General features: G+C 69.0%; 20 protein-coding genes. 14 read left to right on the top strand and 6 right to left on the bottom strand.

Annotated elements, in window-relative coordinates:
- Positions 1-275: 275 nt before the first annotated feature.
- Together ACFXGJ_RS08580 and ACFXGJ_RS08575 are read left to right on the top strand one after the other, a co-directional pair.
- Positions 276-1,307, top strand: coding sequence for an alpha/beta hydrolase (locus ACFXGJ_RS08580; RefSeq protein ID WP_378617923.1), 1,032 nt, complete (start codon positions 276-278; stop codon positions 1,305-1,307).
- A 172-nt stretch (positions 1,308-1,479) separates the two neighbouring features.
- Entirely contained in the window at positions 1,480-2,814 is a 1,335-nt protein-coding gene (locus tag ACFXGJ_RS08575) for an anaerobic C4-dicarboxylate transporter family protein (protein WP_378617922.1), read from the top strand.
- Between the two features lie 24 nt (positions 2,815-2,838).
- On the opposite strand, the gene ACFXGJ_RS08570 is transcribed toward ACFXGJ_RS08575, so the two are convergent.
- Positions 2,839-3,951: an N-formylglutamate amidohydrolase gene (locus tag ACFXGJ_RS08570; protein ID WP_378617921.1), complete on the bottom strand. Its 1,113-nt coding sequence runs from the start codon at positions 3,949-3,951 to the stop codon at positions 2,839-2,841.
- Between the two features lie 46 nt (positions 3,952-3,997).
- Here ACFXGJ_RS08570 and ACFXGJ_RS08565 point away from each other — a divergent pair, with 46 nt between their 5' ends.
- Together ACFXGJ_RS08565 and ACFXGJ_RS08560 are read left to right on the top strand one after the other, a co-directional pair.
- Positions 3,998-4,831, top strand: coding sequence for an alpha/beta fold hydrolase (locus ACFXGJ_RS08565; RefSeq protein ID WP_378617920.1), 834 nt, complete (start codon positions 3,998-4,000; stop codon positions 4,829-4,831).
- Between the two features lie 9 nt (positions 4,832-4,840).
- Complete coding sequence (locus ACFXGJ_RS08560) at positions 4,841-7,219, top strand: serine/threonine-protein kinase (protein WP_378617919.1); 2,379 nt, start codon at positions 4,841-4,843, stop codon at positions 7,217-7,219.
- On the opposite strand, the gene ACFXGJ_RS08555 is transcribed toward ACFXGJ_RS08560, so the two are convergent.
- From ACFXGJ_RS08555 to ACFXGJ_RS08545, 3 genes are all read right to left on the bottom strand, one after another.
- A complete protein-coding gene (locus ACFXGJ_RS08555) occupies positions 7,180-9,222 on the bottom strand; it encodes a prolyl oligopeptidase family protein (RefSeq protein ID WP_378617918.1) in 2,043 nt (680 codons plus the stop codon). The two genes, ACFXGJ_RS08560 and ACFXGJ_RS08555, sit on opposite strands and share 40 nt — an antisense overlap.
- 51 nt (positions 9,223-9,273) lie before the next feature.
- The gene (locus ACFXGJ_RS08550; RefSeq protein WP_378617917.1) at positions 9,274-9,627 is read right to left on the bottom strand and encodes a transglycosylase family protein; all 354 of its coding nucleotides are present in this window, start codon (positions 9,625-9,627) and stop codon (positions 9,274-9,276) included.
- 244 nt (positions 9,628-9,871) lie between these two features.
- The gene (locus ACFXGJ_RS08545) at positions 9,872-10,900 is read right to left on the bottom strand and encodes an alpha/beta hydrolase (RefSeq protein ID WP_378617916.1); all 1,029 of its coding nucleotides are present in this window, start codon (positions 10,898-10,900) and stop codon (positions 9,872-9,874) included.
- Between the two features lie 178 nt (positions 10,901-11,078).
- On the opposite strand from ACFXGJ_RS08545, the gene lpdA reads away from it, so the two are divergent.
- The 9 genes from lpdA to atzF all read left to right on the top strand — a co-directional run bounded on the left by lpdA (position 11,079) and on the right by atzF (position 23,682).
- Positions 11,079-12,491, top strand: coding sequence for a dihydrolipoyl dehydrogenase (lpdA, locus tag ACFXGJ_RS08540; protein ID WP_378617915.1), 1,413 nt, complete (start codon positions 11,079-11,081; stop codon positions 12,489-12,491).
- 268 nt (positions 12,492-12,759) lie between these two features.
- Complete coding sequence (gene urtA / locus ACFXGJ_RS08535; RefSeq protein ID WP_378617914.1) at positions 12,760-14,019, top strand: urea ABC transporter substrate-binding protein; 1,260 nt, start codon at positions 12,760-12,762, stop codon at positions 14,017-14,019.
- Between the two features lie 46 nt (positions 14,020-14,065).
- Entirely contained in the window at positions 14,066-14,950 is an 885-nt protein-coding gene (urtB, locus tag ACFXGJ_RS08530; protein WP_378617913.1) for an urea ABC transporter permease subunit UrtB, read from the top strand.
- Positions 14,947-16,062 (top strand): urea ABC transporter permease subunit UrtC, encoded by a 1,116-nt coding sequence (gene urtC / locus ACFXGJ_RS08525; RefSeq protein ID WP_378617912.1) that lies wholly within the window; start codon positions 14,947-14,949, stop codon positions 16,060-16,062. Before urtB ends, urtC begins: the two co-directional genes overlap by 4 nt.
- A complete protein-coding gene (urtD, locus tag ACFXGJ_RS08520; protein ID WP_378617911.1) occupies positions 16,063-16,872 on the top strand; it encodes an urea ABC transporter ATP-binding protein UrtD in 810 nt (269 codons plus the stop codon).
- Between the two features lie 2 nt (positions 16,873-16,874).
- Positions 16,875-17,567, top strand: coding sequence for an urea ABC transporter ATP-binding subunit UrtE (gene urtE, locus ACFXGJ_RS08515; RefSeq protein WP_378617925.1), 693 nt, complete (start codon positions 16,875-16,877; stop codon positions 17,565-17,567).
- Complete coding sequence (locus ACFXGJ_RS08510) at positions 17,567-18,295, top strand: GntR family transcriptional regulator (RefSeq protein WP_378617910.1); 729 nt, start codon at positions 17,567-17,569, stop codon at positions 18,293-18,295. Before urtE ends, ACFXGJ_RS08510 begins: the two co-directional genes overlap by 1 nt.
- A gap of 48 nt (positions 18,296-18,343) precedes the next feature.
- Positions 18,344-21,958: an urea carboxylase gene (gene uca, locus ACFXGJ_RS08505; RefSeq protein WP_378617909.1), complete on the top strand. Its 3,615-nt coding sequence runs from the start codon at positions 18,344-18,346 to the stop codon at positions 21,956-21,958.
- Entirely contained in the window at positions 21,958-23,682 is a 1,725-nt protein-coding gene (gene atzF, locus ACFXGJ_RS08500) for an allophanate hydrolase (RefSeq protein ID WP_378617908.1), read from the top strand. The genes uca and atzF overlap by 1 nt, the downstream gene beginning before the upstream one ends.
- Before the next feature lie 6 nt (positions 23,683-23,688).
- On the opposite strand, the gene ACFXGJ_RS08495 is transcribed toward atzF, so the two are convergent.
- Positions 23,689-24,087, bottom strand: a complete 399-nt coding sequence (locus tag ACFXGJ_RS08495; RefSeq protein WP_378617907.1) for a winged helix-turn-helix transcriptional regulator — start codon at positions 24,085-24,087, stop codon at positions 23,689-23,691.
- A 128-nt stretch (positions 24,088-24,215) separates the two neighbouring features.
- Between ACFXGJ_RS08495 and ACFXGJ_RS08490 the strand changes: the two genes are divergently transcribed.
- Positions 24,216-25,070 carry an SDR family oxidoreductase gene (locus ACFXGJ_RS08490; protein ID WP_378617906.1) on the top strand — a complete coding sequence of 285 codons (855 nt, stop codon included), beginning with the start codon at positions 24,216-24,218 and terminating at the stop codon, positions 25,068-25,070.
- Between the two features lie 88 nt (positions 25,071-25,158).
- Here ACFXGJ_RS08490 and ACFXGJ_RS08485 read toward each other — a convergent pair whose 3' ends face one another.
- The gene (locus ACFXGJ_RS08485; protein WP_378617905.1) at positions 25,159-26,766 is read right to left on the bottom strand and encodes an MFS transporter; all 1,608 of its coding nucleotides are present in this window, start codon (positions 26,764-26,766) and stop codon (positions 25,159-25,161) included.
- Positions 26,767-26,826 lie beyond the last annotated feature (60 nt).

Genomic DNA, 26,826 nt, shown 5'->3' with positions numbered 1-26,826 from the left:
GGTCCGCAGTGCGGACCCGGGCCTTCCCGGTTCCGGTGTGCCGTTCCGCGGTCGCCGCCGTCGTTCGGACGGATGAAGGGGTGGGCGAATCGGTTCGCTTCTTTTATGATTCTTGGGACAACGCGGCGCTGCGCGGGTGACACTGTCCACGCAGCGCCTTCGTCCTGGCCCCACGAGGTAACGGTGGGGCCTCGATGCTGTATATACGCAGTTGAACAGATGCACGTCGTTGAACGCACTCTCTGGTACGCAGTCGACAGTCAAGGTGGGAACACATGCCCAAGTTTCGAGGATCGGGTCGTCGAGCAGGACGCATCGCGCTGGCAACCGCCGCGCTGACGGTCCTGCCGCTGCTCGGGGCGGGTGGCCTCGCCAACGCCGACGAAGCCACGCCGGCCGCGACCTCGGCCAACGGCTCCAAGCTCGAGCGCATCGACGGCACCGGTCGTCAGGTGACGGCCTACGTGTACTCGGCCTCGATGGGCAAGACCATCCCGCTCAAGATCCAGCGTCCGGTCGATGCCAGCGCCAAGGCTCCCACGCTGTACCTGCTCAACGGTGCAGGCGGCGGCGAGGACAGCGCCACCTGGCAGCGGCGTACCGACGTCGCCTCGTTCTTCGCGGACAAGAACGTCAACGTGGTCACCCCGGTCGGCGGCGCCTTCAGCTACTACACCGACTGGCAGAAGGACGACCCGAAGCTCGGTCGTAACAAGTGGACCACCTTCCTGACCCAGGAACTGCCGCCGATCATCGACACGGCGCTGAACACCAACAAGGTCAACTCGCTGGCCGCGATCTCGATGACCGGCACCAGCGTGCTGAACCTGGCCATCGCGGCGCCCGGTCTGTACAAGAGCGTCGCCGGATACAGCGGATGCGCGGAGACCAGCACCCCGGCCGGTCGCGCGTACATCGACATCGTCGTCGGCTCCCGTGGCGGCGCGGACGTCGAGAACATGTGGGGCCCCAAGAACGATCCGGCATGGATCGCGAACGACCCGGTCGTCAACGCCGAGAAGCTGCGCGGCACCAAGATCTACATCTCCAGCGGAAACGGCCTGCCCGGCCCACACGAGAACCTCGCGGAGACCGGCGGCACCGGCGCGCTGGCGAACCAGGTGCTGCTCGGCGGCGCCATCGAGGGTGCGACCCTGCTGTGCACCAACAACCTGTTCAAGCGTCTCAACGAGCTGAAGATCCCGGCGACCTTCGACTTCCGCCCGAACGGCACCCACTCGTGGGGCTACTGGCAGGACGACCTGCACAAGTCCTGGCCGTTCCTGGCCGAGTCGCTCGGTATCTGACGGAGCTGACCTGACAACGGCGCCGATCCCGCGAACCAGCGGGGTCGGCGCCGTTGTCGTGTGTGGCGCGCACGATGCTCGTCCCACCGAAATCCCTTGGCGTCCGTAGTATCCCAGCCATCCGGGGTCGGCCGTCGGGTCGTCGCTCGGCGTCGGGCAAAGGTGGTTCTGCGTGGATGCGGTGAAGATCGTTCTCGAGCTGATCGTGGTGCTCGGCGCCATCGTGATGGGTACCCGGTCGAGCGGTGTTGCGCTGGGTCTGTGGGGTGGCGCAGGCGTCGCGGTGCTGGTGTTCGTCTTCGGGGAGCCGGTCGGCAGTCCCCCGGTGGACGCGCTGCTGATCGTCCTGTCGGTGGTGCTGGCGTCGTCGATGATGCAGGCCGCGGGCGGTATCGACTGGATGGTGTCGATCGCAGCGAACCTGATCGCCAAGCGGCCCAAACAGATCACCCTGATCGCGCCGCTGGTCTCGTTCCTGTTCTCGGTCGGCGCCGGCACCTCGAACATCCTCTACCCGCTGCTGCCGGTGATCTACGACGCCTCCTACCGCAACGGAATTCGGCCGTCCCGCCCGTTGTCGCTGTCGGTGGTCGCGACCGGCGTCGCCCTCGCCTGCAGCCCGGTGTCCGCGGCGATGGCGGCCATGGTGACACTGACCGACGTCGAGCCGTACAACTTCGAGCTGATCGACATCATCAAGATCACGCTGCCCGCGGCGATCATCGGCATCGTGGCGTCCTCGTTCGTGGTCAACCGGCTGGGCAAGAGCATCGCCGAGGACCCGGAGATCCAGGCGCGCATCGCGTCCGGTGCACTGGCTGCCCCCGCCGGCGGCATGAGCAAGGTCGAGTTGAAGGCGTCGACGCAGGGCCGCAACGCCGCACTGATCTTCCTGGCGGGCGTCCTGGCCATCGTGGTGTTCGGTCTGTTCAAGGGAATTCGCCCGGACGCGGCCGACGGCTCGCCGCTCGGCATGACACCGATCATCGAGATGCTCATGTTCGTCGTCGGCACGCTGATCCTGGTGGTGTGCAAGCCGAAGGTCGCCGACATCCCGACCATGTCCGTGTTCAAGGCGGGCATGGTCTCCGCCATCGCCCTCTTCGGACTGGCCTGGCTCACCGATACATTCATCAGCGCGCACCTCGAGTTGATCACCGACACCGTCGGCGACTGGGTCAGCGCGGCGCCGTGGATCTTCGCGCTCGGCGTGTTCCTGGTCTGTGTGCTGACCACCAGCCAGTCGACCGCCACCCGGACCATCGTGCCGATCGGGCTCGCGGCAGGGCTCGCACCGGGTCTGCTGACCGGCATGTGGGCGGGCGCGTTCGCCGGCATCTACCTGCTGCCCACCAACGGCTCGCAGATCGCCGCGGCGAACTTCGACGAGTCGGGCAGTACCAAACTCGGCAGCAAGCTGGTGGACCACTCGTTCTTCGTCCCGACCCTGGTGCTGGCGGTCACGACCATCGCGGCGGGCTCGGTGCTGGGCGTGATCCTGGGCTGAGCCGCGCTGCCCGCCGCCGAGTCGTCAGTCTCGGGAGCGGTACCGGTCCCAGCTCGCCTTGCAGGCCCGGGCGACCATGTCGACGCGATCGGCGTCCGGGTCGGGCCACCCCACCCCGGGGGCCGTCAGCTCACGGGTCGACTCGGGTCCGAGCAGGAACTCCCGGCGGTACTCGGCCTGTACCGCGCTCAGCGTGACGCCCGCCTCGGCGGCCTGCGGAGCGAGGTCGCGGAACAGCGTCCCCGCCTCGATGATCTCCTGGCTGCCCAGATACGGCTGGTTCAGCGCGACCGTCCCGGGGTGCTCCACGCGGAAGCCCTCGCGGTGGGCCACGGCCAGCGCCCGCAGTGCGTCCGGTGCCATGGTCACCGGACTGTCCCCGCGCGGTTCGCCGCGATGGTCCCCTCGGTTCGACAGCGCGACCACGTCCGGCAGCCGGTCCGCGGGCGCGCGTTCGACGTTCACCGCGCCGTCCGGGGTGGTGGTGTGATTCATGGTGTCGTGGAACGAGAGGGTGCTGAAGGCGACCGGGGCGCCGGACCGGTCCGCCCTGGCGAAGGCGAGGTCGATCATGCGTCCGATCAGTTCGTTTCGGGTGCGCTGATAGACCGCGAGGCCGCGGTCGGCGACCTCGGCGAAGGTCGCCGCCATCCGGCGCAGGCCCGCCGGGTCGTCCGGTTCGACCAGCAGTGGGTAGAACGAGAACGTCACCGGCCGGATCGCGTCCACCCCGGTCAGGTCCACCTTGTTATACGGCCCGGCGGCCCGCACCCGGGCGAACGCCTCGCGCAGCGTCTCGTACAGGTCGTCCGGCTCGGCCCGATTGGGGTCGCGCACCAATCTGGGGTGCGGGTTCTCGACGTACACGATCCGCGGGTCGAGCTGTGCCCAGCGCCGCACGATCGGACCGGTCGTGCAGTCGGTGAAGTCGAACTGCAGCCGTTTCGTGAACTCGGGAGCCAGGAACCGTGCGAGTTCGGCGGGGATCGCGGAGCCCGAATGTGGGCAGCTGACGAGCAGATCCGCTTCGGCGAGCGCCTCGTCGAGGCTCCGGCGGTCCGGATCGGCGTAGAAGGTCAGATCCTCGGGGGTGAAGACCGTTCCGGCGGGCAGGAGCTGCGGGTCGGCGGGCACCATGAGCGAACCCTATCGGCTGAGGCGCTCGGTGGCGGAGTATGGAGCCGTGGAGACGATTCCGATTCAGGTGCCCGACGGCAGCACGCTCCCGGTCCGGCTGTTCCCCGGACGAGAGGGAGCGCCGGTGGTCGTGATCTTTCCCGGGCTCGGGGTTCCGGGCGGGTTCTACGACCCGGTCGCCCAGGCGCTGGTCGCGAGCGGGTTCAACGCGGCGATCGGTGAGCTGCGTGGTCAGGGCGACAGCAGGCCCCGTCCGGGTCCGACCAGCAACTACGGATACCAGGAGCTGGTCTCGGTCGACTACCCGGCGACCTTCGAGGTGGTGCGGGAGCGGTTCCCGGACAGCACGCCGTACCTGCTCGGGCACAGCATGGGTGGTCAGCTGGGGGTGATGTACGCCGCGCGGGTGCGAGGACGGCTCGGCGGGCTGATTCTGGTGGCCTCGGGCTCGCCCTTCCATCGCGGGCACGGCCCGGTGCGCGGCGCCGGCCTGCTGCTCGGGTCGGCGGCGATGTCGGTGACGGCGAATGTGGCGGGATTCTGGCCGGGGGACCGCCTGGACGTCGGCGGGTTCGGCAGGCAGTCGCGAGTACTGATCTCGGACTGGTCGCGGTTCGCACGTACCGGCACGATCGAGCCGGCGGGCGCGGACATCGACTACGAGGAGCGCATCGGCAGGCTGACGCTTCCGGTGCTCTCGATCTCCGTCGAGGGTGACGATCTGGCACCGAAGCAGGCCCTCGCAAACCTGGTCCGCAAGCTGCCGAAGGCGGACCTGACGACCTGGCACCAGCCGGAACCGTTGGGGCACAACGGCTGGATCCGAAAGCCCGACAGCACGGTCGAGCGGATCGTGACGTGGTTGCGCGACCGGGAGTGAGAGTCGGCCATGGACCCTCCGGTACATCCCGCGAGTGACGAGACCGTCGCCGGGGGCCCGCCCACGGAGCTCGGCACGTCCACGGTGCTGGGGCCGGCGACGGGACCGGGTGCACCGACGGGGACGGGCCACGACGCCGCGACGCCGTCCACCACGACCACCGGGCCGAGCGCCGGATTCGTCGTCGACACCGGTGTCGGCAGGCTGGTCGCCGACTGGGAGGAGTCCGGTTCCGCGTCCGACCTGAGGGAGTATCTGCCGGACACCGACGCCGTCCGGCGGGCGGCGCTGGTGGAGCTGATCATGGTGGACCTCGCCTACCGCTGGCTGCGGGTCGACCGACCGAAGCGGATCGCCGACTACTGCCTCGAGTTCCCGGAGCTGCTCGCCGAGCCGCTGCCGCCGGAGCTCGTCTACGAGGAGTACCGGGTCCGCAGGCTGAGCGGGTCGAAGGTCGACCCGAACGAGTACGTTGCCGAGTTCCCTTACCAGGCAGACCGTTTCGACTGGCTGCGCGAGCACGATCCGCGGACTGCGGCGGCCGAGCAGCTGAGCCTGCCGGGCAGCGACGACCTCGCCGCGGGGCATCGGCTCGACGACTTCGACCTGGTGACCGAGCTCGGGCACGGGGCGTTCGCCAGGGTGTTCCTCGCCCGGCAGCGATCGATGCAGCGGTGGGTGGCACTGAAGATCTCCCGCAACGTCGGCACCGAGGCGCAAACCCTCGCGCAGCTCGATCATCCGTACATCGTGCGGGTCTTCGATCAGCGGGTTCTCGAGGACCGGCAACTGCGGATGCTGTTCATGGAGTACGTGTCCGGTGGCACGCTGCTCGACGTGGTGCGCCGGGTGCGCGACGTGCCGCCCGAATCGCGGAGCGGTCAGCTGCTGCTCGACTCGATCGACCGGACCCTCGCTCGCAAGGGTGAGATGCGGCCGGTCGAATCGGGGGTACGCGCCGAGATCGCGGCCTTGTCCTGGCCGGAGACCGTCGCGTGGATCGGGCTGCGGCTGGCGGAGGCGCTCGAATACGCGCGCGAGCACGGGGTGCTCCACCGCGACATCAAGCCGGCGAACGTGCTCCTGACCGTCGAGGGGGTGCCCAAGCTCGCCGACTTCAACGTCAGTTCCAGCGACGTCGTCCCGGTGCCCGGCGCGGCCGGCGCGGTGGCCGGTTCGGTCGCCTACATGTCGCCCGAGCAGTTGGCCGCGGCGTCCGCGCCCGCGTCGGCCGCCACCGTGCGGATCGACACCCGCAGCGACATCTACTCGCTGGGCGTGATGCTGTGGGAGCTGCTGACCGGCTCCCGGCCGTTCGCCGACGCCGAGCCGGGGGAGTCGCTCGAGGTGCCGCTCGCGCAGCGCCGCCGCGGCGTGGACGAGGAACTGGTGGCGCGGCTGCCCGCCGACTGTCCCGCCGCCCTGCGCCGGGTACTGCTCGTCTCCCTCGAACCGGACCCGGACGACCGGTGGTCGGACGGCCGCAAGCTCGCGCGTCAGTTCGCGCTGTGCCTCGATCCGCACGCGCGTGACCTGGTGGACCCACGGCCAGGTTCGGTGCGGTCGCGGCTGTGGCGGTGGACTCTGCCGGTGATGCTGGCGGCGATCGGCATCCCGAACGTGCTGGCCGCGGGGTACAACTACTACTACAACAAGGAACTGATCATCTCGTCGCTGTCCGCGCAGGCGCAGCAGCATCTCGAGCAGGTCCACCTGGTCATCGGCGCGCTGGCCTTCCCGGTCGGGGCGTTGCTGATCGTCACGTGGTGCCGGCTCGCGCTCACCGTGCCGCGCGGCCTACGCAGGGGGCAGACCTACGACGGCGCGGTGCTGGCCCGGGCGCGAACGGCCACACTGAATCTCGGCCACCGAGCCGTCGTGGTCAGTTTCGCGCTCTGGGTGGTGGCGGGGGCCGCCTACCCGGTCGCGCTGCAGATCGCGGCGGGCGGTATCCCGCTGCGGGCCTACACCCACCTGCTCGCCTCGCTGGCGGTGTGCGGAGCGGTCGCGGTCGCCTACCCGTACTTCATCCTCACGTACTACTCCGTCCGCTGTCTCTACCCGATCCTGTTGTCGCACGGCGAGATAGGCAGCCGCGACGGCCGGGACATCCGTACCCAACGCCGACTCGGCACCCGCTACCTCGCCGTCGCGGCATCGGTGCCGCTGATCGGGGTAGCGGGTCTCAGCTTCGTCGGCATCGACCACGGCGGTACCGTGAACGTGACGGTGCGCGTGCTCTGCCTGGGCGGAATCGCCGCGTTCATCGGTGTGTACCAACTGTTCCGGCGAATCGAGTCCGACCTGCGCGCGCTCTCCCGAGTGGTGACGCTGGGTGTCCCCGGGGATCAGTCCCCGCCGCCGAGCGTGTCCCACAGGAACGTGTAGGCCAGCGCGGACTTGAACGCCATCTGCTTGTTGTCGGCGGCGCCGCCGTGGCCGCCCTCGATGTTCTCGTAGTACCAGGCTCGATGGCCCTGCTCCTCGAGCAGCGCGGCCATCTTGCGTGCGTGCCCGGGGTGTACCCGGTCGTCGCGGGTGGAGGTTGCGATAAGCACGGGTGGGTAGGCGCGGTCGGGATCGGTATTCTGGTAGGGGGAGTACCGCGAGATGAACGCCCACTCGTCCGGGTCGTCGGGGTCGCCGTACTCCGCCATCCAGGACGCGCCCGCCAACAGCAGGTGGTACCGCCGCATGTCGAGCAGCGGAACCTGGCAGACGATCGCGCCGAACAGTTCCGGGTAGCGGGTGAGCATCACACCCATCAGCAGCCCGCCGTTGCTGCCACCCTGCGCACCGAGCTGGGAGGCGGTGGTGATGCCGCGATCGACGAGGTCGCGCGCGACCGCGGCGAAATCCTCGAACACCTTGTGCCTGCCCGCTTTCAGCGCCTGCGTGTGCCACTGCGGTCCGTATTCGCCGCCGCCGCGGATGTTCGCGACCACGTAGGTGCCGCCGCGCTCGAGCCAGGACAGGCCCATCGCACCGCTGTAGCCGGGCAGCATCGAGTTCTCGAACCCGCCGTACCCGTACAGCAAGGTGGGTCCCGGCGCCGCACCCGGCTCGCGCACCACGAAGTACGGGATCCGGGTGCCGTCGTCGGACACCGCGAAATGCTGTGCGACAGACAGGTTGGAGGAATCGAAGAAGGTGGGCGCCTGCTTGAGTTCCTCGACCGGTTCGCCGACGTACCCGTGCAGCAGGGTGGCGGGAGTGGTGTAGCCGCTCGAGTTGAGGAAGAATTCGTCGCTCTCGACCGGGTCGACGTCGAGCACATCGGTGGCGGCGAGTTCGGAGACTCCCGCGAGCGGCTCGTCGGTCCACCCGGCGGGGCCGGGGGTGCGCACGCGCAGACGCGTCTGCACATCCGACAACGTCACCATCAGCAGGTGATTGCGGGTCCACACGTACTGTTCGAGTGAGGTGTGCGGGTCCGGGGCGAAGAGCACCGTGAGCTCGCGCGAGCCTTCCTGGTAGTCCGCGTACCGTGCGGCCAGCAGGGTGCCGGCGGGATACTCGTGATCGCCGACCGCCCACGCCCCGCGGGTGCGGATCAGCAGCCATTCCCGATGCACCGACGCGCGGGCGTCCTGCGGCACGTCGATCAGCGTCAACTCGCCGTCGGGGCCGAGTTCGAAGCGCTGCGAGGCGTAGAAGTCGATCGAGCGCTCGACGAAGCTGCGTTCGAAGCCCGGCGTGCGGTCGTACCAAGCGGACACCGCGACGTCCGAGTGATCGCCCTCGAACACAGTGACGGCCTCGGTGAGGGGGGTGCCGCGACGCCATCGCGCCGCCGTGCGCGGGTAGCCGGAATCGGTCAGCGCCCCGGGCCCGGTGTCGGTGCCGACGTAGACGGTGTCGGCGTCGATCCAGCCGATGTCGCTCTTGGCCTCGGGGAGGTGGAATCCGCCGTCCTCGGGGAGGACGAACTCGGCGCGCAGCAGGTCGAACTCGCGCACAACGACGGCGTCGGCACCGCCGCGCGAGAGGCTGATCAGCGCACGAGACTGGTCGGGTCGCAGCACCTGCGCGCCCGACCAGACCCAGTTCTCGCCCTCGGCCTCCGCCAGTGCGTCGAGGTCGACGAGGATCTCCCAGTCCGGCGCGTCCGTCCGGTACTCGTCCATGGTGGTGCGCCGCCACAAGCCGCGCACGTGCAGGGAGTCGCGCCAGAAGTTGTACAGGTAGGCGCCGCGCCTGCGCACGTAGGGGATGCGGGCGTCGGTGTCGAACACCGCGCGGATCCGGTCCTCCAGGTCGGCGAATCGGTCGGTGTCGGTGAACTCGGCGATCGTGCGGTCGTTGTGCTCACGCACCCACGCCAGGGCGGACTCACCGGTGACGTCCTCGAGCCAGAGGTGGGGGTCGGTCGCAGTCGGGTCGGAAGCCATGCGTCATTGATACCCCGGCCCGGCGGGCGTCGCGCACCGACCACCCGCGCCTCAGAGGTAACGACCGCACACCGGCCAGGCGCCGGGTCCCTGTCCGGCGAGGACCTTCTCGGCGACGCGAATCTGTTCTTCGCGCGAGGCGTGCTGAGGGCTTCCCGAACCGCCGAACTCCGCCCAGGTGCTCTGGGTGAACTGCAGGCCTCCGTAGAAGCCGTTCCCGGTGTTCGTCGCCCAGTTTCCACTGCTCTCGCAGCGGGCGACGGCATCCCAATTGTGGCTGGCTGCACTGGCGGTGCCGCCGGCGAGCCCGAGCACGACGGAGGCGAGCGCCCCGGCCGCGACGAGGTGTCCGAGGATCCGTGCGGGCGTGCGGGTGCCGGTGTTGTCGGTGCGACTGACGATCATCGAGGTGTTGTTCCTTGCCTGGGTGTTCCGTGACCGGGCCCACGCGGTTCGGTGAGTCCGGCCACAGATTCCCGGCTGCGGCGATCGGCGGAGACGGTCGATGTGCCCGGGGGCATACCTGTTCTGCCGGATTCAGGTACCTGCGCGGGACGCGGCTGCCTGCGTGGTCACCGGGTGCGACGGCGTCCGCAACGCGAACGGCCCCCGCACCATTCGGTGCGGGGGCCGTTCGGCGCCTGTGGGCCTACAGGCCGATCGACGCGGCCAGCATCGGCCAGGACTTGTGCAGGTCGTCCTGCCAGTAGCCCCAGGAGTGCGTCCCGGCGGGGCGGTAGTCGAAGGTGGCCGGGATCTGCAGGCCGTTCAGCCGGTTCTGCAGGTTGTGCGTGCACTGGTCGACCGCGGCCTCGATGACGCCGCCGAGCAGGACCTGGTTGGCGAGGGTGCCGACGTTGCCGTTGATCCCGGGGCCCGCCAGGTTGTCGTGGTCACCCGGCAAGCCGGTCGACGCCGCGACGTAGAGCTGGATGCCGCGCAGCTTCTCGGCGTTGACGACGGGGTCGTTCGCCTTCCACCCGGGTCCGTCGAACGGGCCCCACATGTTGGTGGCATCCGCGCCGCCACGGGACTCGACGACCGTGCGTACGTAAAACTTGCCGGCGTCGGTGCTGGTCTCCGCGCAGCCGCTGTACGCGCCGACGCTCTTGTAGAGCGTGGGTGCGGCGATCGCCAGATTGAGTACGGAGGTGCCCGCCATCGAGATGCCTGCAAGCGAGTTCACGCCGGTGGTGCCGAAGGCCTTGTCGATGATCGGGGGCAGCTCCTCGGTGAGGAAGGTCGTCCACTTGTTGCGGCCCAGCTTGGGGTCGTCCTTCTGCCAGTCGGTGTAGTAGCTGAAGGCGCCGCCGATCGGGGTGACGACGTTGACGTTCTTGTCCTTGAAGAAGTCCATGACGTCGGTCTGCTGCTGCCAGGTCGCACGGTCCTCGCCGCCGCCGGCGCCGTTGAGCAGGTAGAGGGTGGGCCGCGGCGCACTGGTGTCTGCCGGGGTGATGACCTCGACCGGGATGGTCTGGTTCATGGCGGCCGAGTACACCTGTGCGGTGACCTTGCGGGACCCGCTGTTGTCGATTCGTTCGAGCTTCGAGCCGGTGGTCGTCTCGACGCTGGGGTCGGCGTGCACGATCGCGGGGGCCGCCAGCATCGGCAGGACGGCGAACGAGACGGCCGCGGCGAGCAGACGTCCGCGCTTGGAAGTGGACCGTAGACGCATGGGCAGGCCTCGCAGTTCGAGTGGGTGGTGCGGGCGCGCCGGGTACGGGCGCACATCCTTTCTACCGGAATCGGGTTCTGGCCAGCCACTGCGCGGGCCGACCCGGTCGCGGGCCCTACCCGCGGGTAACCCGACCGTCCCGGGACACCGAATTCGTACGGGACTACCCTGGGGACTCGTGACCTCACACTATGACGTCGTTGTCCTCGGTGCCGGTCCCGGTGGGTACGTCGCTGCTATCCGCGCGGCACAACTCGGACTGAAAACCGCAATCATCGAAGAGAAGTACTGGGGCGGTGTCTGCCTGAACGTGGGCTGTATCCCGTCCAAGGCGCTTCTGCGCAATGCGGAGCTTGCGCACATCTTCACGAAGGAAGCCAAGACCTTCGGCATCTCGGGGGAGGCGACGTTCGATTTCGGCGCCGCCTTCGACCGCAGCCGCAAGGTCGCGGACGGCCGCGTCAAGGGCGTCCACTTCCTGATGAAGAAGAACAAGATCACCGAGTACGACGGTCGCGGCACCTTCACCGGTCCCAAGGCGATCGACATCGCGCTCAGCGCGGGCGGCACCGACTCGGTGACCTTCGACAACGTCATCATCGCCACCGGCAGCACCACCAAGCTGCTGCCCGGCACCTCGCTCAGCCGCAACGTCGTCACCTACGAGGAGCAGATCACCACCCGTGAGCTGCCCGGCTCGATCCTCATCGTCGGTGCGGGCGCCATCGGCATGGAGTTCGGCTACGTCCTCAAGAACTACGGCGTGGACGTCACCATCGTCGAGTTCCTCGACCGTGCGCTGCCCAACGAGGACGCGGACGTCTCCAAGGAGATCGAGAAGCAGTACAAGAAGCTCGGCGTCACCATCAAGACCGGTGCCGCGGTCCAGACGATCGAGGACGACGGCGCCAAGGTGACCGTCGCGATCAAGGACAACAAGTCCGGTGTGGTCGAGACCGTCGTGGTCGACAAGGTCCTGCAGTCCGTCGGCTTCGCCCCGAACGTCACGGGCTTCGGCCTCGAGACCGCCGGTGTGGCCCTCGACCGCGGCGCCATCGCCATCGACGAGCGGATGCGCACCAACGTGCCGGGCATCTACGCCATCGGCGACTGCACCGCGAAGCTGATGCTCGCGCACGTCGCCGAGGCGCAGGCCGTCGTGGCGGCCGAGACCATCGCCGGCGCCGAGACCCTCGAGCTCGGCGACTACCGGATGATGCCGCGCGCCACCTTCTGCCAGCCGCAGGTCGCCAGCTTCGGTCTCACCGAGGAGCAGGCGAAGGCGGAGGCGACCGCTCGCGGATCCGACATCAAGGTCGCGGTCTTCCCGTTCACCGCCAACGGCAAGGCGCACGGACTGGCAGATCCGACCGGCTTCGTGAAGCTGATCGCGGACACCGAGCACGGTGAGCTGCTCGGCGGCCACCTGATCGGCCCCGACGTCTCCGAGCTGCTGCCCGAGCTGACCCTCGCGCAGAAGTGGGACCTGACGGTCAACGAGCTCGCCCGCAACGTCCATACCCACCCGACGCTGAGCGAGGCACTGCAGGAGGCCATCCACGGTCTCGCGGGTCACATGATCAACTTCTAGACACTGCGGCGCCGAGAAGCGCTGTGCCCGAGGGCGTCCGACCATCAGGTCGGGCGCCCTCTGTCGTTCTCGAGCCCGAACCGAGTCCGTGTGAGGACTTGTTCACGCCGATGCAATCTGCGAAATCAACTGGTGACTGACAGTCATTCCGGCGCAACAACAGCCGAATACTGTCTGCCCCTATCGAATACCGCGCTGTATACGCGGTTCGGATACAGGGCATCCCAGGACTCTCACCTCGCACGTTCATCGACGGAAAGGCTCGTACATGCGTACCTTCTCGAAGCGCACCCTCGCCGCGCCCGCAGCCCTGGCCGCAGTCGGACTGGTGCTGACCGGTTGCGGCAGCAAGGCCTCCGACACCGCGGCCGAGGGCGGTTCGGCCGCCTCGTGCATGGACACCTCCGGTTCGACCGTCAAGGTGGGTTCGCTCAACTCGTTGTCGGGCACCATGGCGATCAGCGAGGTCACCGTCCGCGACTCGATCGCGCTGGCGGTACAGGAGATCAACAACTCCGGGGGCGTGCTCGGCAAGCAGATCCAGGTGGTCGGCGAGGACGGTGCCTCCGAGCCGACCGTCTTCGCGGAGAAGGCTGAGAAGCTGATCAGCAGCGACTGTGTCGCAGCGGTTTTCGGCGGATGGACGTCGTCGAGCCGCAAGGCGATGCTGCCGGTTTTCGAGGACAGGAACTCGCTGCTCTACTACCCGGTGCAGTACGAGGGGCTCGAGGACTCGAAGAACATCTTCTACACCGGTGCGACCACCAATCAGCAGATCATCCCGGCGCTGGACTACCTGAAGGAGAAGGGCGTCAAGTCCCTGTACCTGGTCGGCAGTGACTACGTCTTCCCGCAGACCGCGAACCGAATCATCAAGGCATACGCGGCCGCCAACGGCATCGAGATCAAGGGAGAGGACTACACCCCGCTCGGTTCTACCGACTTCTCCACGATCGTCAACAAGGTGCGTGCCGCCGGTGCCGACGCGGTGTTCAACACCCTCAACGGCGACTCCAACGTCGCCTTCTTCCGTGAGTACAAGAACGTCGGCCTGACCCCCCAGGCGATGCCGGTGGTCTCGGTGTCGATCGCCGAGGAGGAGGTCGGCGGCATCGGCACTCAGAACGTCGAGGGGCAGTTGACCGCGTGGAACTACTACCAGACGGTCGACTCGCCGGAGAACAAGAAGTTCGTCGAGGCGTACAAGGCGAAGTACGGGCAGGGCAAGCCCACCTCGGACCCGATGGAAGCCGCATACACCTCTGTCTACCTGTGGAAGAACACGGTCGAGAAGGCGAAGTCGTTCGCGACCAAGGACATTCAGGACAGTGCCGACGGCGTCAGCTTCGACGCGCCCGAGGGCACCGTGACGATCGACGGGTCCAACCACCACATCACCAAGACGGCGCGCATCGGAGAGATCCGCGGTGACGGCCTGATCTACACGATCTGGGACTCGGGCCAGCCGATCAAGCCCGACCCGTACCTGACCTCGTACCCGTGGGCAGCGGGCATGGGCAAGCAGTAGTCCGTACCGGCGACGAAGCCGACCAGTAGAGAGGCAGTGCATCTTCATGGATGTCGTGATCGGACAGCTCTTCACGGGCCTGAGCATCGGGTCGATCCTGTTACTTGCAGCGCTCGGGCTGTCGCTGACGTTCGGCCAGATGGGCGTGATCAACATGGCCCACGGTGAGTTCATCATGGCCGGTAGCTACACGGCCTACGTGGTGCAACAAGTGATTTCGAGTGCCACCGGATCACTGTTCGTCTCCCTGCTGGTCGGCTTCTTCGTCGGCGGCGCGATGGGTGCGCTGCTCGAGGTGACCCTCGTCAGGCGGATGTACCACCGGCCGCTGGACACGCTGCTCGTGACCTTCGGTGTCGGGCTGATCCTGCAGCAGGCGGCCAGGGACATCTTCGGTGCTCCCGCTGTGAACGTGGTTGCCCCGTCTTGGCTTTCGGGCGGCGTCGACATCCTGGGGGCGGTGGTGCCGAAGACGCGGATCTTCATCCTGGTGCTCGCCGTCCTGGCGGTGGTGCTACTGGCGCTGGCACTCCAGCGGTCGTCGATGGGCCGTCGCATCCGGGCGGTCGTGCAGAACCGCGACCTCGCCGAGACCAGCGGGATCTCCTCTCGCCGTACCGATGTCACCACATTCTTCATCGGGTCGGGCCTGGCCGGCGTCGCCGGCGTCGCATTGACGCTGATCGGGTCGACCAGCCCGACTATCGGGCAGAGCTACCTGATCGACGCGTTCCTGGTGGTCGTGGTCGGCGGTCTCGGGCAGATGAAGGGTGCGGTGATCGCCGCGTTCGCCCTCGGAACCCTCAACTCGTTCGTCGAGTACTCGACCACAGCATCGATCGCGAAGGTCATCGTGTTCGTCGTCATCGTGGTCTTCCTGCAGGTGCGGCCTCAGGGCCTGTTCGCCGTCAAGACGAGGAGCCTCGTATGAGCGTCCTGACAAGTCCCAGGGCACGGGTATGGGGTGGTTTCGCGCTCGCTGCCGTACTGCTGTTCGGGGTGGCACCTGCGGCCCTCAGCGACTTCCGCCTCGGTCTGCTCGGTAAGTTCCTGTGCTTCGCGATCATCGCCGCCGGCATCGGGTTGGCCTGGGGCAGAGGCGGAATGCTCACCCTCGGGCAGGGCGTCTTCTTCGGGATCGGTGCCTACGCGATGGCGATGCACCTCAAGGTCGCGGACGCCCAGCTCAAGGGCCAGAACGTACCGGACTTCATGCAGATCGCCGGCAAGTCGGAACTGCCCGGCTACTGGCAGCCGTTCGCGTCCCCGGCCGTCGCGATCATCGCGATCCTGGTGTTGCCGGCGCTGGTGGCGTTCGTGCTCGGGCTCGGGGTCTTCAAGCGCCGCGTCAAGGGCGCGTACTTCGCGATCCTCTCGCAGGCCCTCGCGGCGGCGTTCGCGATCCTGCTGGTCGGCCAGCAGACGATCGGCGGCAGCAACGGGCTCAACAGGTTCCGCACCTTCTTCGGGTTCAACCTGGCCGACCCGGCGAACAAGCGGATGCTGTTCTTCATCGCCGCGGCCGTGCTGCTGCTGTCCGTGGCGTTGATCCGTCAGCTGATGAACAGCCGCTACGGCGAACTGCTCGTCGCGGTCCGGGACCAGGAGGAGCGCGTCCGGTTCCTCGGATACGACCCCGCCAACATCAAGCTCGTCGCCTACGTCGTCGCCGCGTTCCTCGCCGGCATCGCGGGTGCGCTGTTCGTGCCGATCGTCGGGATCATCTCGCCCGCCGACGTCGGGATCGTGCCGTCGCTGGCCTTCCTGATCGGAGTCGCGATCGGCGGCCGGGCGACGCTGCTCGGCCCCGTCCTCGGCGCCATCGGCGTCGCGTGGGCGCAGTCCGCGTTCTCCGAGTCGTTCCCGTCCGGCTGGATCTACGCGCAGGGCCTGCTGTTCGTCGTGGTCGTCGGGTTCTTCCCCGCCGGTGTCGCCGGACTGGTGACCCTGCTACGTCGTCGTCGCTCGCCCTCCGCTGCCGCCGAACCCGACGGCCCCGTCCCCGCTCTGGCAGTGGTGCCCGAACCCGTGAAGGTGTCCTAGATGACCGAAACAGACGTGAGCGCAAGGGCTCCGGAGACCGGCGGCAATGCCGGGATGTCGAGTCAGTATCTCGAGGTCCGCGGCCTCACCGTCACCTTCGACGGCTTCACCGCCGTCGACGGCGTGGACCTGACGCTGCTGCAGGGGGACCTGCGATTCCTGATCGGCCCCAACGGTGCCGGGAAGACCACCCTGGTGGACGCGATCACCGGATTGGTGCCCGCCACCGGGTCTGCCACGAAGTCCGGGGTGGAGCTGATCGGGAAGAAGGTGCACCACATCGCCCGTCTCGGAGTGGGGCGCACCTTTCAGACCGCGAGCGTCTTCGAGGAATTGAGCGTGCTGCAGAACCTCGACATCGCAGCCGGCGCGGGCCGGTCCGCGTTGACCCTGCTGCGACGCCGAAAGACGGTGCTGCCGCAGATCGAGGACGCACTCGAGACGATCGGGCTCGCCACGCAACGCGACACCCCCGCCGGGATCCTCGCGCACGGGCAGAAACAGTGGCTGGAGATCGGCATGCTGCTGGTGCAGAACGCGGACGTGCTGCTGCTCGACGAGCCGGTCGCGGGCATGAGTCTCGAGGAACGCGAGCAGACCGGAAACCTGCTGCGCCGCATCGGCGGTGAGCGCACCGTCGTGGTCGTCGAACACGACATGGACTTCATGCGGGCGTTCGCGACCTCGGTAACCGTGCTTGCCTCCGGGAAGGTGCTCTCGGAGGGCACGGTCGCCGAGGTGCAGTCCGATCCGAAGGTCCAGCAGGTCTACCTGGGCACCGCTGCTGCCCACGACCAGAGGGAGGGATGAGCATGCTCGAACTCGTCGACCTTCGAGCCGGCTACGGACGCACCGAGGTGGTGCACGGGGTGTCGCTCACGGTCCCGGACAGTGGGGTCGCCGCCGTGATGGGCCACAACGGGGCCGGCAAGACGACCCTGCTGCGGGCCGCGGTCGGGCTGATCAAGGTGAACTCGGGACGGATCCTGTTGGGTGGTGAGGACATCACCGGACTGCGACCCAGCGCGCGCGTCGCCCGCGGGCTGGCGTACGTGCCCCAGGGCCAGCAGTCGTTCGGGCAACTGACCACCGCGGAGAACCTGCAGGTGGTCGCCGACGGCCGCAAGCGTGGCAAGGTGCTGATCGCGGAGGCGCTGGATCTGTTCCCGGCGTTGACCGGACTGCTGGACCGGCGGGCCGGACTGCTCTCCGGCGGGCAGCGCCAGCAGCTCGCGATCGCCCGCGCGCTGATCACCGAGCCCGAGATCCTCATCCTCGACGAGCCGACCGAGGGAATTCAGCCGAACGTCGTCGCCGAGATCGAGCGCACCGTGATGGAACTGACAGGTCGTGGTGACCTCGGCGTGCTGTTGGTCGAACAGCACATCGGCTTCGCCCTGCAGTCGGCCCAGCACTACAGCGTGCTGGCCTCGGGGCGCGTGACCTCCACCGGCAGTGGGGGAGCCGACTCGGCCGCTGCCGTCCGCGCCGCGATGGCGATCTGATGAGCGGGCGGGAGGGCTACCGCCGCGGCAGGGCCGACCCGGACAGGGGAGGCTCGCTGCGCGAGCAGGTGTACCGGTCGCTGCGCGCCGACCTGATGAGCGGGCGGCTGTCCCCGTCCGAGCGGCTCGGAGAGGAACGCCTGGCGGAGCTGTACGGCGTCTCGCGGACCCCGGTGCGCGAAGCGCTGGCCCGGCTGCAGTCCGACGGGCTCGTCGAGCGCGACGAGCACGGGCTGTTCCCGTATCGGCCGCGGCTCGACGAACTCGGCGGCCTGTACGAACTTCGGATCCTGCTCGAGCTGGGTGGAATCCGGCGGATCCTGGACGGCGGCGCGGGTCGTCACGATGCCGACGTACTCGGACCCGAACTCGACGCCTGGTACGCGCTCCGCACGACCGCACCGGAACCGGACGCCGGCTTCGTGGTGCTCGACGAGCGATTCCACACCACCGTGCTCGCGTCCTCGGGCAACCCGGCGTTGGCCGACGCGCTCGCAACCGTCAACGCGAAGGTCCGTCCGGTGCGAATGTTCGACTACCTGACGGCGGACCGGATGAGCGCCACGATCGACGAGCACATATCGGTCGCCGAACTGATCCTCGACGGGCACCTGCAGCGGGCCCACGACGCGCTCCTCGGGCATATCGACGAGTCCCGGGTGGTGGTCCTCGACCGCGCGCAACAGGCCCTGTCCATGGCCCGGATGGCCAACGCCGTGCGCAACTGACCGCCCGGCAACAGTCCGACATCTCTCCTGTCCCAGAAGGGCACTGACATGATCGACTCTTCATTCGACACCCTGCTCGTCGCCAACCGCGGCGAGATCGCCTGCCGCATCATGCGGTCGGCGCACCTACTCGGGCTCAAGACCGTGGCCGTGTACTCGGACGCCGACGCTGCGGCCGCACACGTCGAGATGGCGGACGTGGCAGTGCGCCTCGGGCCGGCGCCGGCACAGGAGTCCTACCTCCGGGCCGACGCGGTTGTCGCCGCGGCGCTCGCCAGTGGTGCGGGTGCCGTTCACCCGGGCTACGGATTCCTCTCGGAGAACGACGAATTCGCGACGGCGGTGGAGGCGGCGGGCATCGCGTTCGTGGGGCCGACCCCGCAGCAGCTGCGGGTGTTCGGCAACAAGCACACCGCACGGGAGGCGGCCAGGGCGGTCGGGGTGCCGCTGGTTCCGGGCAGCGGCCTGCTCGACAGCCTCGAGTCCGCCCTCACGGCGGCCGCCGAGATCGGCTACCCGGTCATGCTCAAGGCGGTCGGCGGTGGCGGCGGAATCGGCATGCAGTCCTGCTTCGATGCCGCCGACCTGCGTGGGGCGTACGACCGCGTGCAGCGCCTCGCACAGGCCAACTTCTCCTCGTCTGGGGTGTTCCTCGAGCGATTCGTCGCGCGCGCGAGGCATGTCGAGGTTCAGGTCTTCGGCGACGGTGCCGGCCGCACTCTCAGCCTGGGCACCCGGGACTGCTCGTTGCAGCGACGCAACCAGAAGGTGGTCGAGGAGGCGCCGGCTCCGGGACTGGCCGACGAACTGGTCGAGCGCCTGCTGAGTTCCTCACGCGCGCTGGCATCCTCGGTCCGCTACCGCAGTGCGGGCACCGTCGAGTTCGTCTACGACGTGGACCGCGGGGAGGCCTCGTTCCTGGAGATGAACACCCGCCTGCAGGTCGAGCACCCGGTCACCGAGGAGGTGACCGGCGTCGACCTGGTCGGCTGGATGCTGCGCCTGGCGCGGGGTGACTCGTCGATGCTCGACGAGTTGCCGGACTCGGGACCGCCGATCACCGGCCACGCCGTGGAGGCGCGGATCTACGCGGAGGATCCCGGGCGCGGCTACCGGCCGGGCGCGGGACTGCTCACCAGTGTCGAGTTCCCGGCCCACACCAGGGTCGAGACCTGGGTGGACACCGGTACCCAGGTCAGTGCCCACTACGACCCGATGCTGGCGAAGGTGATCACCGCGTCGACGAGCAGGTCGGGTGCGTTCGCCGCGCTCGGCGCCGCGCTCGACGAGACCCGGCTGTACGGCATCCCGACGAATCTGACTCAGCTGCGCCACATCTGTTCGATGCCGGAGGTGCTCGCGGCCGACCACACCACGTCCGCGCTCGAGAACCAGCGTGGGGTGGGAGCCCGGATGGACGTCGTGCGGGCCGGCACCATGACCACCGTGCAGGACCATCCCGGCAGGCTCGGCTACTGGGAAGTGGGTATTCCGCCGTCGGGCCCGATGGACGACCTGTCGTTCACTCTCGTCAACGCCGCGGTCGGGAACCGGGCGGACGCGGCCGGGCTCGAGTGCACGCTGCAGGGTCCGCGACTGGAGTTCTCGGCGCCGACGGTCGTCTGTGTCGGCGGGGCCCCGGTCGAGGTCACGGTCAACGGGGCACCCGCTCCGATGTGGGAGCCGGTGGCCGTGCCCGCCGGGGGAGTACTCGACATCGGCACGCCTGCGGGTGACGGATTGCGCAGCTACCTGGCGGTCCGAGGCGGTGTCGACGCCCCGCAGTACCTCGGCAGTGCGTCGACCTTCACCCTCGGTGGATTCGGTGGGGTGACCGGGCGGGCCGTAGCCACCGGGGACGTCCTGAACCTGCTCGACGACGAGGACGGTCTCGGTGTTCCGGCGATCGTCCCGGTCGCCGATCGCCCCGTGCTCGAACGCATCTGGCACCTGGCCGTCACCGAGGGCCCGCAACCGGCCCCGTCCTACTTCACGACCGAGGACATGGCCCAGTTCTACGACACCACCTGGAAGGTCCAGGCGCACGCGAATCGGACCGGGATCCGGCTCGACGGGCCGAAGCCCACGTGGTCGCGCACCGACGGCGGCGAGGCCGGACTGCATCCGTCGAACCTGCACGACAACCCCTACAGCGTCGGTGCGCTCAACGTCTCGGGCGACACCCCGATTCTGTTGGGACCCGACGGGCCGAGCCTCGGCGGCTTCGCCTGCCCGTTGACCGTCGTCCGCGCGCACCGCTGGAAGCTAGGCCAGATCCGGCCCGGCGACGAGGTCCGGTTCGTGCCGGTCACTGATGCCGGTGCCGATGAGTTGCGCGCCTCGGACACGGTCCGGGCGGCGATGCTGCCGCCGTCGGCCGCGCACGCGACCGCCTCGGACGGGGGAGTGCTGGGCCGGATCGCTGCTGCCGTCGACCGACCGGCGGTGACCTACCTGCGCGGCGGCGACGACAACATCCTCGTCGAGTACGGCGCGATGGAACTGGACCTCGGACTGCGAATGCGAGTGCACGCACTGTCGGTTGCGTTGGCGCAGCACGCTCCTCGGGGGCTGATCGACGTGACACCCGGCGTGCGTTCGCTCCACCTGCACTTCGACCCCGACGTGCTGCGCTCACCCACACTCCTCGGCCTGCTCGCGGAGATCGAGGAGCAGCTGCCGGTCACCGGTGACCTGGTGGTGCCCAGTCGCACGGTGCGCCTGCCACTCTCGTTCGACGACCCGTCCATTGCCGAGGCGATAGACCGGTACCGCAGCGGCGTCCGGGATCGGGCGCCGTGGCTGCCGTCCAACACCGAGTTCATCCGGCGCATCAACGGCCTGGACAGTGTGGACGAGGTGCGCGACGCCGTGTTCGACGCGGAGTACCTGGTCCTCGGGCTCGGAGACGTGTATCTCGGTGCCCCCCTTGCGGTCCCGCTCGATCCGCGGCACCGGCTGGTGACCACCAAGTACAACCCCGCCCGCACCTGGACGCCGTCCGACGCCGTCGGCATCGGCGGCAAGTACCTGTGCGTGTACGGGATGGAGTCTCCGGGCGGCTACCAGCTGATCGGCCGGACGGTCCCGATCTGGTCGGGCTACCGGCAGCAGGGGCCCTTCGCCGAGGGCAAGCCGTGGCTGTTCCGGTTCTTCGATCGCATCGTGTGGGAACCGGTGAGTGCCGAGCAGCTCTCCGAGTACCGCGCGCAGGCCAGGGCCGGACGATTCAACGCCGAGATATCGGACGGCACTTTCGCGCTCGCCGACCATCTCGCGTTCCTGGACCGCAACGCCGACTCGATCGCCGAGTTCAACGCCCGCCAGGCGGAAGCATTCGAGGCGGAGAAGACCGCATGGCGGGACGCGGGCGAATTCGACCGCATCGAGGTACTCGACCTGCCCGAGCCGGTCGCAGCGGCGGTGGAACTGCCGCCCGGCGCGGTCGTCGTCGAGGCGCCCATGGTCGGCACCGTGTGGCGGGTCGAGGTCGAACCGGGGGCAACCGTCGAACCGGGACAGTCGGCACTGGTGCTCGAGGCGATGAAGCTGGAGATGCCCGTTGCCTTCACCACCTCGGGAACGGTGCTCGAGGTGCTCGTCGAACCCGGGGCGAAGGTCGAACCGGGGACACCGTTGATCGTGATCGGAGCTGTGCAGTGATGAGTGTTCTCGGCGATACGGCGGTCGGACCGGCGACGACCCCCACAGAGCGGGTCGTGCGCGCGTACCGGAGGATCGCGGAGGTCGAGCGCCCCGAGGTGTGGATCACGCTACGCGAGGAGGCGGACGTGCTCGCCGATGCGGCGGCGGTCGAGGACAGGCTCGGTGCGGGGGAGGAGCTGGCCCTGGCCGGACTGCTGGTCGCGGTGAAGGACAACCTCGACGTGGCCGGCCTGCCCACCACGGCCGCCTGTCCCGAATTCGCCTACCTGCCTACGGAGTCCGCGAGTGCGGTGAGCCGGCTGGTCGCGCAGGGCGCCGTGGTCCTCGGCAAGACGAACCTGGACCAGTTCGCCACGGGGCTGGTCGGGACCCGCAGTCCGTACGGCGCCGTGCGCAGCGCCTGGGACTCCGAACGAGTCTCGGGCGGGTCCAGTTCCGGATCGGCGGTCGCCGTGGCGCTCGGCGTCGCGGACATCGGCGTGGGCACGGACACCGCCGGCTCCGGCCGGGTGCCCGCCGCCCTGAACGGCATCGTCGGGCTCAAGCTCTCGCTCGGCCTCGTCCCCACGCACGGGGTGGTTCCCGCCTGCGTGGACTACGACTGCGTGACCGTGTTCGCCGCCGATCTCGACGCCGCGACGGCGGCGGCCCGGGTGATGGCGGGCCCCGAGCCCCGCGATCCCCGCAGCCGTACGTGGCCGTCGGACGTCCGGTTGGCGGCGCCGGCGGTGCCGCGAATCGCGGTGCCGCGCATAGAGGATCTCGCTGAGTTGTGCCCGGAGTACCTGGCCGCGTTCAGCGAGACCGTGGCCGCGCTCGAGGCGGACGGCGTGGTGACGCAGAGCGTCGACATCTCCGGGCTGCTGGCCGCGGCTCGCCTGCTCTACGACGGCGCCGTGGTCGCGGAACGGTACGCGGCAGTCGGGCGGTTCCTCGACACCCGCCCCGCGGGCGCGGACCCGACCGTGGCCGCCATCGTGGCCGGTGCCCGCACCCCCGCCGCGCACGAACTGGTCGCGGACCTGGATGCGTTGCTGCGTGCGAAGTCCGCTGCCGCCGAGGTTCTCGCCGACTGCGACGCGCTGCTGCTGCCGACCACCACCGAGCACCCCACCGTCGCAGCGGTGCGGGCGGACCCGATTCGGGTGAACCGGCGGATGGGGACCTTCACCAACTTCTGCAACCTGCTCGACATGGCGGCCGTTGCGGTGCCGGGGTCGCCGACCGTTCAGGGACACCCGTTCGGGGTGATGTTCGTGGTGCCGGCGTTCGGCGACCAGGTGGCGATCGACCTGGCGGCGCGACTGACCGGGGCGACGGCACCGACGCTCGTGGACACCGGCGTCGACCTGGCGGTGTTCGGGGCGCACCTGCGCGGACAGCCGTTGCACTTCCAGCTCGAACACCTCGGCGCCCGGTTCGTCGAGACCGTCAGCACGACCGACGCGTACCGGCTGTACGCGCTCGACACGGTGCCGCCCAAGCCGGGGCTGGTGCGCCGCGGACCGGGGGCGGGTGCGCCGGTGGTGGGCGAGGTGTTCCGGCTCTCGGCCGCGGGGCTCGGCGGATTCCTGGCCGCACTGCCCGCGCCGATGGCGTTGACGAGCGTGGAATTGTCCAACGGCAGAAGCGTTGTCGGCTTCGGCTGCACTCACGATGCGATCGACGGCGCCACCGACATCACCGAGTTCGGCGGTTGGGTGGCGTACCTGAACTCGTAGGCCGCGTCAGCGGCTGTCGTACCTGTCCTGGTCGGCGAGGATGTCGGGCATCTGTGACTCGACGAAATCGATCAGTCCGAGCAGTCGCTCGGCGACCTGTTCACCGCGTGGGGTGAGGCTGTACTCGACCTTGGGCGGGATCGTCTCCTGGACCTCGCGATGCACGAAGCCGTCCCGCTCGAGCTGCTGGAGGGTCTGCGAGAGCATCCGTTCGCTGACGCCGTCGACGCGTCGACGCAGGGCGCTGAACCGGTACGGCGACTCGCCGAGCGCGGCGAGGACGAGGCCGCCCCAGCGGCCGGTGATGGTCTGCAGCACCGGGCGGGACAGGCACGCCCGCGCGAAGACGTCGGCCTCGAGGGTGGCGTCGTCGTCGACGGATCGGTCCAGGTCAGCGGTGCTCATGGGCTCCAGGTTACTACCGGCTCCACGGTAAGAGCTAACTATCAGGTTGGCACTTACAAATAATAAGTGCATGATGAACGGTGCGACGCATTGAAGCGTCAACCCGTCTGTTGGAGGAGCATCCCGCCATGACCATCGCTGTCACCGGAGCAACCGGACACCTCGGCCGTCTCGCCGTCGACGCACTGCTGGCGCGCGGTGCGCAACCCGGCGAGCTCGTCGCGGTGGTTCGCGACGCGGGCAAGGCCGCCGAGCTCGCCGCCAAGGGCGTCCAGGTCCGCGTCGCCGACTACGCCGACCCCGCCGCGCTCGAGGCCGCGCTCGTCGGTGTCGACAAGCTGCTGCTGATCTCCGGCAGTGAGATCGGTCAGCGAATTGCCCAGCACACCAACATCATCGACGCAGCAAAGGCCGCCGGTGTCGGCTTCGTCGCCTACACCTCCGTGCTCGGCGCGGCCGACAGCCCGTTGAGCCTCGCCCCCGAGCACAAGGCGACCGAGGAACTGCTCGCCGCGTCCGGCATCGGCCACGCCCTGCTGCGCAACGGCTGGTACTGGGAGAACTACACCAGCGACCTCGCCGGGACCGCCGCCCGCGGCGTCCTCGCCGGAGCCGCCGGCGACGGGCGCCTGGCCGCGGCCGCACGCGCCGACTACGCGGAGGCCGCCGCCGTCGTGCTGCTCGCCGACGATCAGGCGGGCAAGGTCTACGAGCTCGGCGGCGACCAGCGCCTCACGCTGACCGAGCTCGCCGGTGCCATCGCGGAGGCGACGGGCACGCCCGTCGCCTACCAGGACCTGTCCGAGGACGACTACCGCGGGGCGCTCGAGGCCGCCGGCTTGCCCGCTCAGTTCGCCGCGATGCTCGCCAACTCCGACACCGGCATCGCGGCGGGCGCACTCGACACCGAGAGCGGCGACCTGCAGGCCCTGATCGGTCGCAACTCCACCCCCGTCGTCGAGGTGCTGCGAGCCGCCCTGTAGTCCCCGGCTGCACCCCGAAAACGGGTGATGGGAACCATCATTCGGTCAGACCGAACAATGGTTCCCGTCACCCTCGGGGCGGCGTTCGTCAGTGCATGCCGACGGCGCCCTCGGCGGGCAGGTCGCCCTTCTTCGCGCGCACCAACACGATCACCAGCGGGCAGATCACCACGATGAGCGCCGCCGCCCAGGCGAAGGCGTGCGAGTACCCGGAGACCTCCGCGGAGAAGAAGTAGTCCTTCATCGCCGCCACGAACTCCTGCACCGGTGCGGGCAGCGTCGCCAGCTGCTCCGGGGACGGCATCTTCGCCTCGGCCAGGGCCTCGGCGGGAATGCCTGCCGGCGGGGTCGGGGCGGCATGGGACGAGGTGAACGCGGTCCTCGCGGAGACGTAGATGGTGGTGAACAGGGCGGTGCCCAGCGCGCCGCCGATCTGCACCGTCGCGTTGACCAGCGCGCTCGCGGCGCCCGCGTCGTGGTCCCGGACACCGATCAGCGCCAGGTTCTGCATCGGCACCATCAGCAGGCCGAGCCCGAAGCCGAAGGTCGCCAGTCCGGGGAAGACGTGGGTCCAGTACGAGGTGTCGACCCCGATCCGGGTGAGCAGCAGCAGTCCGAACGCGGCGACCACCGGGCCGACGACCATCAGCGGCTTCGGCCCGATCCGGGTGCTCAGGTTGGCGGACACGCCCGCGGCCATGACGATGAACGCGGCCATCGGCAGCGAACCGAAGCCCGCCTCGACCGGGCTGAAACCGAGCACGATCTGCAGGTAGAACGTGAGGTACAGGGTTCCGCCCAGCAGCGCCGACCCGACCAGCATCGACCCGATGAACGCGGTGCCGCGGTCGCGGTGCCACGGCACAGTCAGTGGCAGCAGCGGATTCGCGCTGCGCTTCTCGACGAGCACGAACAGGGCCAGCGCGACCAGTCCGGCCCCGATGAAGCCGACGGTCTGGGTGGACGCCCACCCGTGCTTCTCCGCCTGGGTGAACCCGTAGACCAGGGAGCCGAGGCCGAGGGCGATGAGTACCGTGCCGGGGATGTCGTAGCTGGTGTCGCCGTGCGCCTTGGTTTCCTTGACGATCGGCAGCGTCACGGCGATCGCGAAGATCGCGACGGGGATGTTCACCAGCAGGCACCAGCGCCAGTCGACGTACTCGGTGAGGAACCCGCCGAGCAGCAGTCCGATCGCGGCGCCGCCGCCGGAGATCGCGCCGAACACCGCGAACGCCTTGGCGCGTTCCTTCTCGCCGACGAAGGTGGTGGTCAGAATCGCCAGCGCGGCCGGCGCGAGCAGCGCGGCGAACACGCCCTGCAGTGCGCGGGCGGCGAACAGTTCCATGGCGTTCTGCGCGAGGCCGCCGATCGCGGACGCGACCGCGAATCCGGCCATGCCGACCATGAACGACCGCTTGCGGCCCCAGTAGTCGGCGACCCGGCCGCCCAGCAGCAGCAGCGCGCCGAACGCGAGTGCGTACGCGGTGACCACCCACTGACGGTCCGAGTCGCTGATCCCGAGGTCGGCCTGGGCCTGCGGCAAGGCGATCGAGACGATGGTGCCGTCCAGCACGACCGTCAGCTGGGCCAGCGCGACGATGCACAGCACCAGCCAGCGCCGGTCGTGATTGGGGTTGTCGGATGCGGTCGACGCGGCGGTGCCGCGCCCCGCGACATCCCGAGTGTCTGTGGACAAGGCGATTCCTACTGCTCGGTGGCGCGGACGTCCGTCACGGCCGAATGGCGCGACGCTACC

This window comes from Rhodococcus sp. NPDC059234 (assembly GCF_042754225.1).
Lineage (GTDB): Bacteria > Actinomycetota > Actinomycetes > Mycobacteriales > Mycobacteriaceae > Rhodococcus_G.
This window is presented reverse-complemented; position numbering and strand designations above follow the sequence as displayed.

Coding starts and splice junctions, on each gene's coding strand:
- ACFXGJ_RS08580 (WP_378617923.1), top strand. CDS start 276: ATGCCCAAGTTTCGAGGATCGGGTCGTCGAGCAGGACGCATCGCGCTG.
- ACFXGJ_RS08570 (WP_378617921.1), bottom strand. CDS start 3,951: ATGGTGCCCGCCGACCCGCAGCTCCTGCCCGCCGGAACGGTCTTCACC.
- ACFXGJ_RS08560 (WP_378617919.1), top strand. CDS start 4,841: ATGGACCCTCCGGTACATCCCGCGAGTGACGAGACCGTCGCCGGGGGC.
- ACFXGJ_RS08555 (WP_378617918.1), bottom strand. CDS start 9,222: ATGGCTTCCGACCCGACTGCGACCGACCCCCACCTCTGGCTCGAGGAC.
- ACFXGJ_RS08550 (WP_378617917.1), bottom strand. CDS start 9,627: ATGATCGTCAGTCGCACCGACAACACCGGCACCCGCACGCCCGCACGG.
- ACFXGJ_RS08545 (WP_378617916.1), bottom strand. CDS start 10,900: ATGCGTCTACGGTCCACTTCCAAGCGCGGACGTCTGCTCGCCGCGGCC.
- urtA (WP_378617914.1), top strand. CDS start 12,760: ATGCGTACCTTCTCGAAGCGCACCCTCGCCGCGCCCGCAGCCCTGGCC.
- urtB (WP_378617913.1), top strand. CDS start 14,066: ATGGATGTCGTGATCGGACAGCTCTTCACGGGCCTGAGCATCGGGTCG.
- urtC (WP_378617912.1), top strand. CDS start 14,947: ATGAGCGTCCTGACAAGTCCCAGGGCACGGGTATGGGGTGGTTTCGCG.
- urtD (WP_378617911.1), top strand. CDS start 16,063: ATGACCGAAACAGACGTGAGCGCAAGGGCTCCGGAGACCGGCGGCAAT.
- urtE (WP_378617925.1), top strand. CDS start 16,875: ATGCTCGAACTCGTCGACCTTCGAGCCGGCTACGGACGCACCGAGGTG.
- ACFXGJ_RS08510 (WP_378617910.1), top strand. CDS start 17,567: ATGAGCGGGCGGGAGGGCTACCGCCGCGGCAGGGCCGACCCGGACAGG.
- uca (WP_378617909.1), top strand. CDS start 18,344: ATGATCGACTCTTCATTCGACACCCTGCTCGTCGCCAACCGCGGCGAG.
- atzF (WP_378617908.1), top strand. CDS start 21,958: ATGAGTGTTCTCGGCGATACGGCGGTCGGACCGGCGACGACCCCCACA.
- ACFXGJ_RS08495 (WP_378617907.1), bottom strand. CDS start 24,087: ATGAGCACCGCTGACCTGGACCGATCCGTCGACGACGACGCCACCCTC.
- ACFXGJ_RS08490 (WP_378617906.1), top strand. CDS start 24,216: ATGACCATCGCTGTCACCGGAGCAACCGGACACCTCGGCCGTCTCGCC.